The organism is Faecalibacterium sp. An58, assembly GCF_002161515.1.
Classification (GTDB): Bacteria; Bacillota; Clostridia; order Oscillospirales; family Ruminococcaceae; genus Faecalibacterium; species Faecalibacterium avium.
In genome coordinates, this window is sequence record NZ_NFHX01000031.1 from 12007 (window position 1) to 27190 (window position 15184).

Here is a 15184-nt window from a genome sequence, read left to right on the forward strand (position 1 = left end):
GTTTTTTGAAGCCCGTTGCCGGACTTCGTTGCCGCCCCTCTCCTGTCTGGCTTATTTCATGTATGGAGGTAAAACTGCCTATGGCAAAAAGCAAAACCGAGATCCAAGTCACAGCGGTGTTTGACGGCGAGCTGGACGCCACCGACGTCTTTGTGAGCCTGATTGCACAGAAATACAGCCAGCGGAAGGACAATATAAGTCTTGCGAAAACACAAGATTTAGGGTATAATAAAGACAAGGTTCAACAGAACCGTGTTCCGTCTGGATTGTGCGGGTAACGGTTATGATGAACGGATATACAGGCATGGACGCGCTTCTTGCGGGCAGCTTCCGGGCGGCCATCTATTGCAGGCTTTCCAAGGACGACGACCTGGACGGGGAGAGCGCCAGTATCGCCAACCAGCGGGCCATGCTGGAAAACTACTGCGAAAAGCAGGGATGGGAGGTTGTGGCAGTCTATCAGGACGATGGCTACACGGGGCTGAACATGGAGCGGCCCGACCTAAAACGGATGTTAAAGGCCATCGAGCGCAAGCAAGTCAACCTGGTTATCACGAAAGACCTCTCCCGGCTGGGCCGGAACTACTTGCAGACCGGCACACTGATCGAGGACTTCTTCCCCCGCCACGGCGTCCGCTATATCGCCATGAACGACGGGATCGACACCCTGCGGGAGAACAACGACATCGCGCCCTTCAAAAATATCCTAAATGAGATGTATAGCAAGGATATTTCCAAGAAGGTGCATTCCTCTTACCTGCTGAAAGCGCAGAAGGGGGAGTTTACCGGGTGCCTTGCCCCCTTCGGGTATCGGAAAGACCCGGAGGACAAAAACCACCTGCTGGTGGACGGGGAAACGGCCCCCATTGTCCGGCAAATCTTCCTGTGGGCGCTGGAGGGCCACGGCCCCAACTACATCCGGCGCAGGCTGGAGGATCAGCGGATACCCTGCCCCACATGGTGGAACCGGCAGCGGGGCCTGCGGAACACCCGCACCAAATGGGAGAAGAAAGACCCGGAGAACGGGAGGTTTATCTGGGACTTCTCGGTCATCAAAGACCTGCTGATGAATCCTGTCTATGCGGGGGCCATCGCGTCCCAAAAGAAGGACTACCGCTTCAAGCTGGGCGCTATCCGGGAGAAGAAGCCGCAGGACTGGATCGTGGTGGAGCAGCGGCACGAGCCGATCATTGACCGCAGGAGCTTTGACATTGTGCAGGGCAAGCTGCGCTCCCGCCAGCGCCCCCGGCAGAACGGGGAAACGAGCCTGTTCGCTGGGCTTATCAAGTGCGGCGAGTGCGGCAAGTCGCTGACCATCCGCACCACCCACGCCAAGCACCCGCAGCAGATTTACGCCTGCAAGACCTACGGGGCCTTCGGCAAGAACCACTGTACCCAGCACCGGGTGGAATACAGCACCCTGTACCGGCTTGTGCTGAACAAAATCCGGGAGTGCGCCAGAGCCGCCCTGATGGACGGGGAGGCCGTGGCCGGGAAGCTGACAGACACCTGCGAGGCCGAGCAGAAGGGCCAGCGGGAGGCGCTGGAACGCGCCCTTGCCAAAGACACGGAGCGCATGGACGTTCTGGAAAAGATGATGTTGCGGCTATACGAGGACATGATGGCCGGACGGATCAGCGAGGCCAACTTCAACCTCATGCTGGGCAAGACACAGGCGGAGCAGGCCGAGTTAAAGGCGCGGGTGGAGGAAGCCGGAAAGAAGCTGGCCGACGAAGCGCGGATCGAGAGCGACGCCCGCCAATGGGTGGACGCCATCCAAGAGTATGCCGACATCACGGAGCTGGACGCCGCCACCCTCAACCGCCTGATTAAAGAGATCGTTGTCCATGAACACATCGACAGCGAACAGACAAGGCACATTTCCATCGAAATTCATTTCAATCTCAAGCCCATCCCGGAGGTGGAGCAGGTCACGGCCTGACCTGCCCCCGCCGGGGCGGTTCTGACAATTCCATAGATATTTCTTGACACGCCGCCGCCCGCCGATGGCTGTGTTGCACCTAATTAGGGATAAACCCATTGATTTCAGGGGGAACAGCACCCCTTGAAAAATCAGGGGAAAATGGACACCTTCCTACTAATTAGGGATAACACAGCTCATGGCCGGCGGCGGTGTCGCCCTCATTGGCACCACCCTCGTGCCTCTGCTGAGTGGCCTGTTTGGCTAAAGATAGCTGGATAGCGTAACCCTTTGATCTGCCCACCCAGCGCCCCAAGCGGGAACTGCCGCCCACAGAATAGGGCTTCCACATTCAGCCCGCGGCGCGCTGGGACATGGCGGCATTCATCCAAAAACCAACCCATACAAGCACAATTTCAGGAGGACACAAACATGGAAATCTTTTCGATTGCAACCGCGCTCTTCCAGTTTCTCGCGTCCCTCATGAGCCTTTTGTCCCGGTTCCCGCTGATGGGCTAAGGAGGGCGGCCCGTGGACAAGGTACTCCAGAAAATCACCGAGTGGCTCAAGGAGATACTGGTCGGCGGGGTCATGGGCAACTTGTCCGGGATGTTTGATTCGGTCAACGAGCAGGTGGGCGAGATCGGCGAGCAGGTCAGCCTGACCCCCGCTGAGTTTTCGCCTCGGGTCTTTGAGATGGTCCAGGGGGTGTCCGAGTCGGCGATCTTGCCGATCGCGGGCATCTTCTTGACCATCGTGGCCTGCTATGAGCTGATCCAGATGGTCATCGACCACAACAATCTGGCGAACTTTGAGACCTGGACCTTCTTCCGCTGGGTGTTCAAGACCTTCGTGGCCGTCACTCTTATCTCCAATACCTTCGATATCACCATGGCCGTCTTTGACCTGGCCCAAACGGTGGTGGCTGAGTCCAGCGGCATCATCGCGGGCAACACGGCGGTGGACGATACGACCCTTCTCACCCTGCAGACCTCCCTCATGACCCTGGAACTGGGTGAACTGCTGGCCCTCTATCTGCAATCCTTCCTCATCGGCTTTACCATGAAAATACTCGGTATAGCGATTTTCGTCATTGTGTATGGCCGCATGGTGGAGATCTATCTCGCCGTGAGTTTGGCCCCCATCCCGTTTTCGACTTTTGGCAGTAAAGAGCAGGGTCAGATCGGTCAGAACTACCTGCGCAGTCTGCTGGCTCTGGGTTTGCAGGGCTTCCTCATCATGATTTGCGTAGGCATTTACGCGGTGCTCATCCAGGGCGTTTCGTTTGCATCCGACCCCATCGCATCCATCTGGGGTGTCATTGGGTACACCGTCCTGCTCTGTTTCACCCTGCTCAAGACCGGCACCCTCGCCCGCAGCATCCTCAACGCACATTAACACCTTGCACCTATTATAAAAGGAGGACAACATGGCAGCCTATATTTCCGTCCCGCGGGACCTGACGCGGGTCAAATCCAAGATTTTGTTCGGCCTGACCAAACGGCAGATCGTCTGCTTCGGGACCGGCGCACTGATCGGTGTGCCGGTCTACTTTTTTGTCCGGGGCAGCGGCAACCTGAGCCTGGCGGCTCTTTCCATGATCGCGGTCATGCTCCCGTTTTTCTTTTTTGGGATGTACGAGCGCAACGGCCAGCCGCCCGAGGTGGTGGCCCGGCAGTTTTATCAGGCCCGGTTTGTCCGGCCGAAAGTCCGGCCTTACCGCACCAACAACTACTATGCCGCCCTGATGCGGCAGGCAGACGCCCAGGAGGAGGTGACGCGCATTGTTCAAAAAGCGACCGAAAGACAAGCCCGCAGATAAGCCCTTGCTCACGAAATCCGAGCGTAGAAAAGTGGAGAAGATCATAAAGACCGCCAAGCGGGATGACGGCATCCCCCGCACCGCCCAGCAGACCATCCCCTTTGAGCGGATGTTTGCCGACGGCACCTGCCGGGTGCGGGACGGCTATTACACCCGCACCATCCAGTTTCAGGACATCAACTACCAGCTGGCGCTGCAGGAGGACAAGACCGCCATTTTCGAGGAGTGGTGCAGCTTTTTGAATTTCTTCGATTCGTCGGTGCACTTTGAATTTTCCTTCGTCAACATGGCCGCCGACGCCGAGAGCTTCGAGCGCAGCATCCGCATCCCGCCCCAGAAGGACGGTTTCGACGACATCCGGGCCGAGTACAGCCAGATGTTGAAAACCCAGCTGGCCCAGGGCAACAACGGCCTGACCAAGACGAAATACCTGACCTTCGGCATCGAGGCGGCGTCCATGCGGCAGGCGAAACCCCGGCTGGATCATTTGCAGAACGATATTCTCAACAACTTCCGCCGGCTGGGTGCGGCGGCCCGCGTCCTGAACGGCTGGGAACGGCTGCGCCTCATGCACGACCTGTTCCACATGGACGGCGAAAGCAAGTTCCGCTTCGACTGGAAGGAGCTGCCCAGGTCGGGCCTTTCCGCCAAGGACTTCATTGCCCCCAGCGCCTTCGCATTCAACACCCGCACCTGTCAGGTGGGCGGACTGCACGGAGCCATGAGCTTTTTGTCCATCACGGCGTCCGACCTCAGCGACCAGCTGCTCAAGGACTTTCTGGGGATGGAATCCAGCCAGATCGTGACCATGCACATCCACTCGGTAGACCAGAACAAGGCCATCAAGACGGTCAAGCGCACCATCACCGAGCTGGACCGCAACACGATCGAGGAACAGAAGAAAGCTGTCCGTGCAGGATATGATATCGACATCCTACCGTCGGATTTGGCGACCTATGGCCGGGATGCCAAGAACCTTTTGAAGGAGCTGCAAAGCCAGAACGAGCGGATGTTCCTGCTGACGTTTCTGGTGTTCAACACCGGGCGCACGCCCCAGGAACTGGAGACAAATGTCTTTCAGGCGGCCAGCATCGCCCAGAAGCACAACTGCCAGCTCATCCGCCTGGACTGGCAGCAGGAGCAGGGCCTCATGTCGTGCCTGCCCCTGGCCCATAACCTGGTGGAGACCGAGCGGGCGCTGACCACTTCCAGCACCGCCATCTTTATCCCATTTACGACACAGGAGCTGTTCCAGGCCGGGCCCGGCGCACTCTACTACGGCCTGAATGCCCTGTCGAACAACCTCATCATGGTGGACCGCAAGCGGCTGAAAAACCCCAACGGCCTGATTTTGGGCACGCCCGGCAGCGGAAAATCATTCGCAGCAAAGCGGGAAATCACCAATGCTTTCCTCTCTACGGATGACGATATTATCGTATGTGACCCAGAAAGCGAGTATTCTGCCCTTGTCGCCCGATTGAACGGACAGATTATCAAAATCTCGCCTACCAGCACCCAATTTATCAACCCCATGGACATCAACGCCAACTATTCGGAGGAGGATAATCCCATCGCCTTGAAGTCGGATTTCATCCTCTCGCTGTGCGAGCTGGTGGTGGGCGGCAAGGAGGGGTTGCTTCCCGTCGAGAAAACCGTCATCGACCGCTGTGTGCATCAAATTTACCAGGCGTACTTTCAGGACCCGCGGCCCGAGAAAATGCCGCTTTTGGAGGACCTCTACAAGGCCCTCTTGGAACAGGAAGAAAAGGAAGCCCACCACGTTGCCACGGCTCTGGAAATCTACGTCAAGGGCAGCCTGAACCTGTTCAACCATCGGACCAACGTGGACATCGACAACCGCTTTGTCTGCTACGACATTCGGGAGCTGGGCAAACAGCTCAAGAAGATCGGGATGCTGGTGGTACAGGATGCCGTCTGGGGCCGTGTAACTACGAACCGTTACGCCGGAAAAACGACCCGATTCTTTATAGACGAATTTCATCTCTTGCTTCGTGAGGAGCAGACGGCGGCCTATTCAGTGGAGATCTGGAAGCGTTTCCGCAAGTGGGGCGGCGCGCCCACCGGGATCACCCAGAACGTCAAAGACCTGCTGGCTTCCCACGAGGTGTCGAATATTTTCGAGAATTCCGACTTCATCCTCATGCTCAACCAGGCTGCCGGCGACCGGCAGATCCTCGCCAAGCAGCTCAATATCTCGCCCCATCAGCTATCCTATGTGACACACTCCGGCGAAGGTGAAGGGTTGCTGTTTTATGGCAACGTGATCCTGCCCTTTGTGGACCGGTTCCCGCAGGACACCGAGCTGTACCGCATCATGACCACCAAATTTTCCGATGGCACGGGTGATGCCGGATGAAACGGAAAACCACCCGTTTGACCTTCACCGAGGAGGAGCTGGCAAACCCGAACATCCGCCGCGCGGCCAAAAAGGCAGCCCGCGCCGCCGGCCGGGCCGAGAAAGCCAAGGCAAAACTTTCCACCCGCGCCCCGCCCAAGCGGGGCCTCAAGATGGACACCGACAAGGCCAAAGAGCGGTCAGCGCAGCTCCGCTTCGGCAAGGCGGAATTTGGGGAAGAAATCGCCAAGCCCAAGCGCCGCAAACCGGGCGCGGAGGCGCTGCTGGGCGGCGAAGCACACCGTCAGGTGGACAAGCAGAACCAGGATGAAAACGCCGGTGTACAGGCCGCCCACGAGGGGGAACGCCTGGCCGAGGGTGCGGCTAAAAAGCTGAAGGACGGCAAGTACAGCAAAAAATTGAAAGCCTACAAGAAGGCTGAAAGGCTTGACAAAGCCGCCGATAAGGCCAACATCCAGGCGCTGCGGCGCAAGCAGCAGGCCGTGCAGCCCACATCCAATCCCATCTCCCGCTGGAAGCAGCGGCAGCAGATCAAGGCCAGCTATTACGCCAGAAAAACCGGAAGCAAGATGAGCGGCGGCGCGGCCAACACTGCTCGCAGCGCCGCCACCCGGAAGGCCAAAGCCGCCGCAGCCAAAGCGGCGCAGTTCGCCTCCACCCACGCTCACATGCTCCTGATGGGCGGCGTGCTGGTGCTGCTGATCCTGGTGATCTTTTGCTTTATCACGTCCTGCTCGGTATTCTTCCCGGGCGGAACCGGTACTGTCTGGACCACCTCTTACACTGCTGAGGACGAGGACATTCTGGGTGCGGAGGAGGATTACTGTCTGTTGGAGGAAAAACTGATGGCCGAGATCGAGGCAATCCCGGCCAGCCATCCCGGCTATGACGAGTACAACTTCGACTTGGACCCCATCAACCATGATCCCTACGGGCTGGCAGCCATGCTGACGGCGATTCATGAAGCCTACACCCGGGGCGAAGTACAGGGCACCATGACAGCTATCTTTGATATGCAGTACGAGCTGATCTTGACCGAAACCATCGAGATACGAACCCGGACCGAAACCCGAACGGACATTGATCCGGCCACCGGTGAGACCTACACCTATGAGGTGGAAGTGGAGTATGAGTGGAAGATTTTGAATATCACCCTCATCAACTACGGCATTGATTTTGTGGCCGTTAATATGTTGTCCGGGGATGATCTGGAGCGGTATCAGATTCTGCAGGAAACCCAGGGCAACCGGCCGGAACTGTTCGGCGGATTGTCTCTGGTGATCGGTTCGGACGGCTCGGGAGAAGCGGGCATCGACTACCAAGTGCCCGCCGAGGCTCTCACCGACCCGGAGTTTGGTTCCATGCTGAAGGAAGCTGAGAAATACCTGGGCACCCCCTATGTCTGGGGCGGTTCTACCCCGGAAACAGGCTTTGACTGTTCCGGTTATATCTGCTGGGTCCTGAACCAGTCAGGCTGGGACGTGGGCCGTACCACGGCCAACGGCCTGTGGCAAAAGGCTGCCAAAATCTCGGAACAGGAGGCCAAACCCGGCGACCTGGTGTTTTTCGAGGGCACCTATGATGTGGCTGGCGCGAGCCACGTGGGCATTTATGTGGGCAATGGCATGATGATCTCTGCCGGTGACCCCATCAAGTATTCCAATATCCATTCCAGTTATTGGGACAAACATCTGTTGGGATTCGGAAGAATCCCAAAGTGACAAGGAGGCAATATGAGCGAAAAACTTGAAAAGATGCGGGCAGACTTGGCCAGAGCCAAGGAACGCCGTATCCAGTTAAACAACCGCATTGAGCTGCTGGAACGCCGGATTGCAGAGGCTGAGAAAGTGGAGGTGGCCGAGATGGTGCGCACCGCCAACGTCACGCCGGAGCAGCTGGCCATGCTGCTGAAGCAGGCGGCCAGTGCAGCACCGAACCCTGCGGCCCTGGCGGCCGTCGGGGCCAATATGAACGAGGAGGAACTGCGTGAGAAAATTTCTGAATAAACTGACCTGCATAGCCTTGTCGCTGACCTTCCTGATGGGCTGCATGGCTACCCCGGCCTTTGCTTACGGCGGAGAAGAAACTGGCGAGGAAGTTAAAGCTCCGTCCATTTTTGAGACAGAGGAAGAACCTGTCACGGTAACTGAGCAGGACGTCGGTCCCCTGACCCCCGAGGGCAACCTGACGGTGGTGGACGATTACCAGACCACCTTTTCAGACGGGACGGCCCAGCAGTTCATCACCCTGGTGAGCAAGTCGGGGGCGTATTTTTATCTCATCATCGACCGGGCCGCCGACGGCGACCAGACGGCCCACTTCCTCAATATGGTGGATGAAGCCGACCTGCTGGCCCTGATAGACGAGGAGGACATCCCCGAGCCGGAGCCGGAACCCGCCCCCGCCCCGGAACCTGAACCCATGCCCGAACCGGAACCTGAACCGGAAAAAGAGGACGGTGCGGGCAAATTTGTGCTGGTGCTCCTGGTGCTGGCCGGCATTACCGGCGGCGGCGCGTACTTCTGGCTGAAAATGCGGGAGAAGCAGCGTGAGGCCGAGGAAAACAAGCCCGACCCTGACGCCGATTACCGGGAGGATGAGGAGGAGATCGTTCTGCCGGAGGAAGAACCGGAGAGCGGACCTGACGAGGACGCCGAGCGCAAGGCGTATCAGGACAGCGATGGGTATGAGGAGTAAGACATGAGTAAAAGAAATATATGGGGGTGGCCGCGGGGGCCGCCCCATTATGAAAATGGCGGTTTGCTTCCAATGGATTTCATGGTATACTTATTTATAAGGAAAGAAAGGAGGCAGTCGGGATGAATGTTATGACCATGAAGGAACTGGAAGCTGTGATCCGTGCATTGCTGCACAAATATCATGCGGAGTATGCGCTGTTGTTCGGGTCTTATGCCCGCGGCGAAGCCACTGCCGACTCGGACATTGATGTTGTTGTTTTTGGCGGCAAGGACTTCCACCCTGCTGATATTTTTGCCTTCGGTGAGGAATTGCGCCAGTTGACCAATAAGGAAGTGGACGCCTTCGAGATTCGGGAAGTGAATGTGGGTACTCCTTTCTACAATGCCGTTATGGAGGAAGGGGTGCGTATCGCGTGAAGAAATCAGACAAAGAGCGTCTTAAAAAGATCGTTTCAACTTGGGACAGCCTAAAAGAACAGATTGAAGAACGCGGAATTACACCTGAAATATTGTTGCAGGATGAGTTCTCGCAGTGGGCTGTCACAACGCCGCTCTATAATATAGGCGAGCAGGTATATCAGCTGAGCAATGAATTGAAGCAGGCGCATACAGAACAGCCTTGGAATATGGTCGCAGGTTTGCGCCACCGGCTGGTGCATGACTATGACGGCATCAACTGGAGCATTATTGTCGAGGTCCTGTTTCAGGATATGGACCCCTTTGTGGAGGGAGTGAAAGAAATCCTTTCCGCGATGGAGTAAATGCGATGACATCCGATACAGAGAAAAAATCAACTTGCAAGAAGCCGCAGCGGCCCCAGATTCCCTATAAAAAGCTGAAACAGACGCAAAAAGCCAGAATATCCAAGTGGATGTTTGAAGCAGTTTGCAAATACTACAAAGAACACCAGCAGATGCCCCCGGAAGAATTGCTGGAGCCTATGTGCCGGGAGCTTTATCCCAAACTGCATAGCACCGCTCCCAAGGCTTCCTTTGAAGATTTACTGGCTGTGTTTCGGAAAAAGCAACCCCATTTTGCCGAGCGAATCGAAAAGAACGGCCTGCCGGAGCCTCCCAAGCCCAAAGTAAAAAAGACGGAAGCCGAAAAACTTGCCATAAAGCGTGCAAGGAGGCGGGCAAAGAAGAAAAAGCTGAAAGCGCAGCAAGAGCGCCTGAACGATCTTCCTGATTGGCAAGATGACAGATTCTTCTTTATCGCCGGTTACACTTCTGGCGGCGCTCCTTATGGCGTGACATGGGAAGAAATGGGCCTTGAACCTTGGGAAAACCTCGAATAATTATTCCACAGCTCTGTGCAAAATCACAGGGCTGTTTTTATTTTCAAAACAAAAAGGAGAAATTTCTTTGCATAACCTGATTATCACCGAGAAACCCTCTGTTGCCCGCACCATCTCGAAGGTCCTGGGTGCCACTGCCCGCCGCGACGGCTATTTGGAAGGCGGCGGCTACCTTATCAGTTGGTGTGTGGGACACCTGGTGGAGCTGGCCCCGCCCGGGGCGTATGACCCGCGCTTGGAACGCTGGGATCGCGCCGACCTGCCCATCCTGCCCGAGCGATGGCAGTATCTTGTGAGCAATTCAACCAAAAAGCAGTTCGATGTTTTGTGCAAGCTCATGCACCGGCCCGACGTAGACCGCATCGTCTGCGCCACCGACGCCGGGCGGGAGGGCGAGCTGATCTTTCGCCTGGTCTATCACCAGTGTAACTGCCGCAAGCCGGTCTCCCGCCTCTGGATCAGCAGCATGGAGGACGCCGCCATCCGGGAGGGCTTTGCCAATTTGAAGCCCTCAACCGAATACGATTCGCTGTACAAAGCAGCCCTTTGCCGGGAGCGCGCCGACTGGTTGGTCGGCATCAACGCGACCCGGCTTTTTTCATGCCTGCACGGCGTCACTCTCAACGTGGGCCGGGTCATGACGCCCACCCTGGCCATGACGGTGGAGCGGGAGGCTGCCATTGATGCGTTCCGGCCCGAACCTTTCTACACGGTGCTTCTCAAGATGGAGGACTGCATGGCGTCCAGCGAACGATTCAAAGAGAAAGCCCAAGCGGAGGAGCTGCTGGCAGAATGCCGGAAAAGCAGCCAGGCCCTTGTGCAAAAGAGCGAGCGTAAGGAAAAAGCCGAGCGCCCGCCGGCCCTCTACGACTTGACTACACTTCAGCGGGACGCCAACCGGCTGCTGGGCTATTCAGCGCAGCAGACCCTCGATTACACCCAAGCGCTCTACGAGAAAAAGCTCGTCACCTATCCCCGCACCGACAGCCGCTATTTGACCGAGGATATGGCGGCGGGCCTGCCCGGCCTGGTCATGGACACGGCGGCAGCGTTCGGTTTCCGGGGTGCTATTCCGGTCCATGCAAAGCAGGTCATCCACAACCAAAAGGTCAGCGACCACCACGCCATTCTGCCGACGCAGAGCGTGGCCAGGGCTGACCTTTCTTCTTTGCCTGCTGGCGAGGCCAGTATTCTCCGCCTGATCGCCGCCCGATTGCTGGCCGCTGTGGGCGAGCCGTATCGCTACGCTGAAACCACAGTGCAGTTTGAGTGCGCCGGACAGACCTTCACGGCCAAAGGCAAGACGGTTCTGGACGAGGGCTGGAAGGCTGTGGAGAGGGCCATTCTTGGAGATACCGCTGAAAAGATCGAGGAAAATTTGGACGTTCCGCCAGAACAAGCAGCGCTGGCTATTCTCTCTGCCCAGCTGAAAGAGGGCCGCACCACCCCGCCCAAGCACTTCACCGAGGACACCCTGCTGGCGGCCATGGAATCTGCCGGCGCAGACACCATGCCGGAAGAAGCCGAGCGCCGGGGCGTCGGGACGCCTGCCACCCGGGCGGCCACCATCGAAAAGCTGGTACAGAAAGGTTTTCTTGCCCGGGAGGGCAGCGGTAAAACCAAGCACCTGATCCCCACTGAAAAGGGCTGCGGCCTCATTGCGGCCATGCCCGAACAGCTCAGATCCCCGGCTATGACCGCTGAATGGGAAACGAAGCTCACACAAATCGAGAAGGGCCAGTATGTGCCCGAACAGTTTATGGAGGAAATCGAATCTATGATGAAAAATCTTGTTAGTCAGTATGCTGATACCCCCAATGCTCCCGCCAAGGCCACGCCTGGCGCATCCGTGGTTGGAACTTGCCCGCACTGCGGCTCGGAGGTAGCCGAGCGGGAAAAGGGCTTTTTCTGCGCAAGCCGCGAGTGCCGCTTTGTGATCTGGAAGGACAACGCCTTTTTCAACCGCCTCGGCAAGCGCCCCACCCGGCAGGTGGTGGACAAGCTCCTGCGGGACGGCCGCGCCCGCCTCAAGGACTGCAAGAGCCAGCGCACCGGCAAGACCTACAACGCCTCCGTCCTGATGACCACCGAGACCGACGGCCGGGCCAAGTTCAGTCTGGAATTTGAGAACGGGGGTGCACGATGATGCAGGATGTTTTGGAGCGGTTTTTCGCCGCCGAAAGCAACGTTTATCTGATTTTGCAGCTCAAAGACGGGCCGGAGGCCACAGATGTGCGGTTTGAATCTTTTGCCCGTCTGGAGCAGATGGGCAAGACACCGAATCCCGACCACTACGAGGCCGTTTACTTTGCCAACACCCCGGCGTACTTTTACGGCATGAGCAACGCGGAGGCATTGGAAGAACTGTACCTCACGTTCAATTTGAAGCGTCCGCCGGATTTTAGGGGGCACAGCCTTTCGGTCAGCGATGTGGTCGTGCTGAACCGCGAAGGCCAGGCCGGGACGTTCTATGTAGACGGGATCGGTTTCAAGGAGCTGCCGGGCTTTTTGGAGCAGATGAAAGAGGCGGCCCGGCCTCAAAAGTCGGTGGCCGCTCAAATAAAGCAGGCCAAAGAGGCCGCACCCAAGGCTAAAACCAAGAAGCATAAAGAGAGGGACGCACGATGAAAAACTTCACCTACGAAGAAGTCAACCTCATGGCCCTTTACAACACTGGCAACCGGGAGCGGCTGATCGAGGTTCTGACCGAGATGCGCAGCTATCTCACCTGGTCTGAAATGGAGCTGCGGGATCTGACCGACAGCACCCTGGATAAGCTGGCCGACATGACCGACGCCGAGTTTGACGCGCTGGAACTGTACCCGGATTTTATTTGAGAGGGAGGGCTTATGGCAGACGAAAAAGACAGCAAATGGCAGTGCTATATCATCCCCGACCTTGCCACCTGGACCGGTGCAGCGGGGAGCAAACCCTACACGCCCATCGAGTTTTACAACACCTACGAGCAGGCTGTGGACCGTTTCCGAGAGCTGCGTTCGGAACCCTACAATAGCGAAGACCTGCCGGGCGCCCGGCTGACCTTTGGCATCCAGCGGGAGGAACCGCCCAGCGCTGCCGATCTGCTCCATGTCCGCCAGGGCCAAAACTACCTGGTGGACGATTATACCCGGATGGCGTCCCTCAACCAAAGCCCCGAGGTCATGGGCATCTTGAAGCAGATGCGGAAAGACCTGGGCTTTGACCGGGTCCGCGCCTATGAACCGGGTGCGATGGAGCCGAAGGATGTGACTTTCAGCCGTTGGAAACATCCCCTCAAGCCGATGCTGAGAAAATCGGTGTTAAAAGAGCTAAAAGAAACGCGGCCCAAAGAGGCTGCGGCCAAACTACCCCGCAAGCCCAAAGAAAGGGGCCGGGAATAAAAGGAAGGAGGCTTCATGTCCGAAAAAACACTCTACTACGCGCAACTCGCCGAGGACACTGCCCGCCGCCTGACCGGAAACTGGGAGCGCTGGGCGGGCTTTTTGGCGACAGTCGGCAGGCTGTACAAGTACCCTTACCCTGACCAGCTCATGATCTATGCCCAGCGGCCCGACGCCACCGCCTGCGCCAGTTATGACGTCTGGAACGACCGCATGAACCGCTATGTCCGGCGCGGCTCCAAGGGCATCGCCCTGCTGGACGATGTGGGCGACCGACTGCGCCTGCGGTATGTGTTTGATCTGGCCGACACCGGTACCCGGCCCAATTCTCGTGATCCCTGGCTGTGGACGCTGGAGGATCGGCATGGAATCCCGGTGAAGGCTATGCTGGAGCGCCGTTATGGCACCGCCGCAGACACCCTGCCCCAGCAGTTGGCAGATACAGCGGGAACGCTTGCGGACGCCTACTGGGCCGGCCACGAGCAGGAGATCGGCGGCATCCTTGCAAATTCCATGCTGGAGGAGTACGATGAACTCAACAGAGGGCTTGCCTTCAAGCAGGTCGTCACAGCCAGCACCACCTTCGCCCTTTTGTCCCGGTGTGGGTACGCCCCGGAAAACCACTTTGGACCTGAAACGTTCCGAAACATTTATGAGTTCAATACGCCGGCTACCGTGGCCGCCCTGGGCACCGCCGTCAGCGAGAGTAGCCGCGAGGTGCTGCTGCAGATCGCAGCGGTGGTCCGGCAGGTGGAACGCGACATCGCAGAAGAAAGGAGACTTTGGGATGAGCAGCATGAATATCGAGTACAGGCGCAACGGGGATTATCTGGTCCCGAACATCGAGCTGAACCAGCCGCCGCCTCTGGGCAAGTACGGGCGGATGCGCCGGACGTTCCTCAAGGAGAACTGTCCCGTCCTTTACAACCACCTGCTCCTGAGCGGGAAGCTGTACCCGCATCTGGCGGAGATCGACCAAGCGGCGAAGCAGCGGCTCGAACAGATGATGCTCGCGCTGACGCAGGCGGCGGGGGCGACGGAGGAGCTGAAAGCCCGCGACCCGATGCAGTGGACCGGCCGGATGAACGCCTGCAAGGCGCAGGCCGAGGAAATGATCCGGAACGAACTGATTTACAGCTGAGTTTTTTCCCCACCGAGGCGGAGCAAATCGAACAAATCGACCAGCGAGCGGAGGCCGAACAAGTCTCCGCTTTTTCTTTTTCCGAGGCGGATTGGCGGGCGGCCCTGGCCTCCGGCAGCGGGTTTGAAAACGGCAAAGCGCGTATTGCGGCCTACTACGCTGGAAATCACACGCAGAAAGAGCGCGTTGAATTCCTGAAACAGGAATACGGCACCGGTGGCTGCAGCTGGACGTTTCAGGATGGCAGTAATGGCTTCCTCGACTACGATGCCAGCGGCGTCAAGCTGCGTTCCTATCCCAACGGACAGGAGCAACGTCTGAAATGGCCGGAGGTAGAAAAGCGCATCCACGTCCTGATCGCCACGGGGCAATATTGGGACGAGGCGGAGCAGACGGTTCCCACGGAAGGAGAAATTTTGCGGGAAAAGCTGGCCGAGCGCGGCATTGTGAACGGCCAGCTTGTAGATCCGGAAAAGCTGGATAGCGACCCTTTTATTCGGCAGGTGGTGGCGGATGCTGAGGCAACTAAGGAGACTGTTTCCGCCCA

Annotated in this window: 17 protein-coding genes and 1 pseudogene; all 18 read left to right on the forward strand. The window is 57.7% G+C overall.

Going from position 1 to position 15184, the window contains the following annotated elements:
- Window positions 1-80: 80 nt before the first annotated feature.
- The gene (locus B5G12_RS12515) at window positions 81-278 is read left to right on the forward strand and encodes a hypothetical protein (protein ID WP_087232232.1); all 198 of its coding nucleotides are present in this window, start codon (window positions 81-83) and stop codon (window positions 276-278) included.
- A 5-nt stretch (window positions 279-283) separates the two neighbouring features.
- Window positions 284-1942, forward strand: a complete 1659-nt coding sequence (locus B5G12_RS12520; protein ID WP_087325193.1) for a recombinase family protein — start codon at window positions 284-286, stop codon at window positions 1940-1942.
- A 163-nt stretch (window positions 1943-2105) separates the two neighbouring features.
- Window positions 2106-2189: pseudogene (locus B5G12_RS12525) on the forward strand (Maff2 family mobile element protein); the annotation flags it as partial.
- Window positions 2190-2452: 263 nt separating this feature from the next.
- The gene (locus B5G12_RS12530; RefSeq protein WP_087325195.1) at window positions 2453-3319 is read left to right on the forward strand and encodes a VirB6/TrbL-like conjugal transfer protein, CD1112 family; all 867 of its coding nucleotides are present in this window, start codon (window positions 2453-2455) and stop codon (window positions 3317-3319) included.
- Window positions 3320-3350: 31 nt separating this feature from the next.
- A complete protein-coding gene (locus tag B5G12_RS12535; protein ID WP_087325197.1) occupies window positions 3351-3743 on the forward strand; it encodes a PrgI family protein in 393 nt (130 codons plus the stop codon).
- Between the two features lie 31 nt (window positions 3744-3774).
- Window positions 3775-6120 (forward strand): VirB4-like conjugal transfer ATPase, CD1110 family, encoded by a 2346-nt coding sequence (locus B5G12_RS12540; protein WP_522731443.1) that lies wholly within the window; start codon window positions 3775-3777, stop codon window positions 6118-6120.
- Window positions 6117-7841, forward strand: coding sequence for a C40 family peptidase (locus B5G12_RS12545; protein WP_087325200.1), 1725 nt, complete (start codon window positions 6117-6119; stop codon window positions 7839-7841). The genes B5G12_RS12540 and B5G12_RS12545 overlap by 4 nt, the downstream gene beginning before the upstream one ends.
- Before the next feature lie 12 nt (window positions 7842-7853).
- A complete protein-coding gene (locus B5G12_RS12550) occupies window positions 7854-8126 on the forward strand; it encodes a DUF4315 family protein (RefSeq protein WP_087325202.1) in 273 nt (90 codons plus the stop codon).
- Window positions 8107-8817 carry a DUF4366 domain-containing protein gene (locus B5G12_RS12555; RefSeq protein WP_242956035.1) on the forward strand — a complete coding sequence of 237 codons (711 nt, stop codon included), beginning with the start codon at window positions 8107-8109 and terminating at the stop codon, window positions 8815-8817. The genes B5G12_RS12550 and B5G12_RS12555 overlap by 20 nt, the downstream gene beginning before the upstream one ends.
- 131 nt (window positions 8818-8948) lie before the next feature.
- Window positions 8949-9236 carry a nucleotidyltransferase family protein gene (locus tag B5G12_RS12560; protein WP_242956036.1) on the forward strand — a complete coding sequence of 96 codons (288 nt, stop codon included), beginning with the start codon at window positions 8949-8951 and terminating at the stop codon, window positions 9234-9236.
- Complete coding sequence (locus B5G12_RS12565; RefSeq protein WP_087325204.1) at window positions 9233-9580, forward strand: HepT-like ribonuclease domain-containing protein; 348 nt, start codon at window positions 9233-9235, stop codon at window positions 9578-9580. Before B5G12_RS12560 ends, B5G12_RS12565 begins: the two co-directional genes overlap by 4 nt.
- A gap of 5 nt (window positions 9581-9585) precedes the next feature.
- A complete protein-coding gene (locus tag B5G12_RS15005) occupies window positions 9586-10116 on the forward strand; it encodes a hypothetical protein (RefSeq protein WP_242956037.1) in 531 nt (176 codons plus the stop codon).
- A 61-nt stretch (window positions 10117-10177) separates the two neighbouring features.
- The gene (locus tag B5G12_RS12575) at window positions 10178-12262 is read left to right on the forward strand and encodes a type IA DNA topoisomerase (protein ID WP_522731444.1); all 2085 of its coding nucleotides are present in this window, start codon (window positions 10178-10180) and stop codon (window positions 12260-12262) included.
- Window positions 12259-12744 (forward strand): YodL domain-containing protein, encoded by a 486-nt coding sequence (locus B5G12_RS12580; protein ID WP_087325208.1) that lies wholly within the window; start codon window positions 12259-12261, stop codon window positions 12742-12744. Before B5G12_RS12575 ends, B5G12_RS12580 begins: the two co-directional genes overlap by 4 nt.
- On the forward strand, window positions 12741-12953 hold the full coding sequence (locus B5G12_RS12585; RefSeq protein WP_087325209.1) for a transposon-transfer assisting family protein: 213 nt from the start codon (window positions 12741-12743) through the stop codon (window positions 12951-12953). The genes B5G12_RS12580 and B5G12_RS12585 overlap by 4 nt, the downstream gene beginning before the upstream one ends.
- 12 nt (window positions 12954-12965) lie before the next feature.
- Window positions 12966-13496, forward strand: coding sequence for a hypothetical protein (locus B5G12_RS12590; RefSeq protein WP_087325211.1), 531 nt, complete (start codon window positions 12966-12968; stop codon window positions 13494-13496).
- Between the two features lie 796 nt (window positions 13497-14292).
- On the forward strand, window positions 14293-14637 hold the full coding sequence (locus B5G12_RS12600) for a TnpV protein (protein ID WP_087325223.1): 345 nt from the start codon (window positions 14293-14295) through the stop codon (window positions 14635-14637).
- On the forward strand, window positions 14565-15184 hold a 620-nt coding region (locus tag B5G12_RS14430), incomplete at its 3' end, for a hypothetical protein (protein WP_144064151.1). The genes B5G12_RS12600 and B5G12_RS14430, both read left to right, overlap by 73 nt.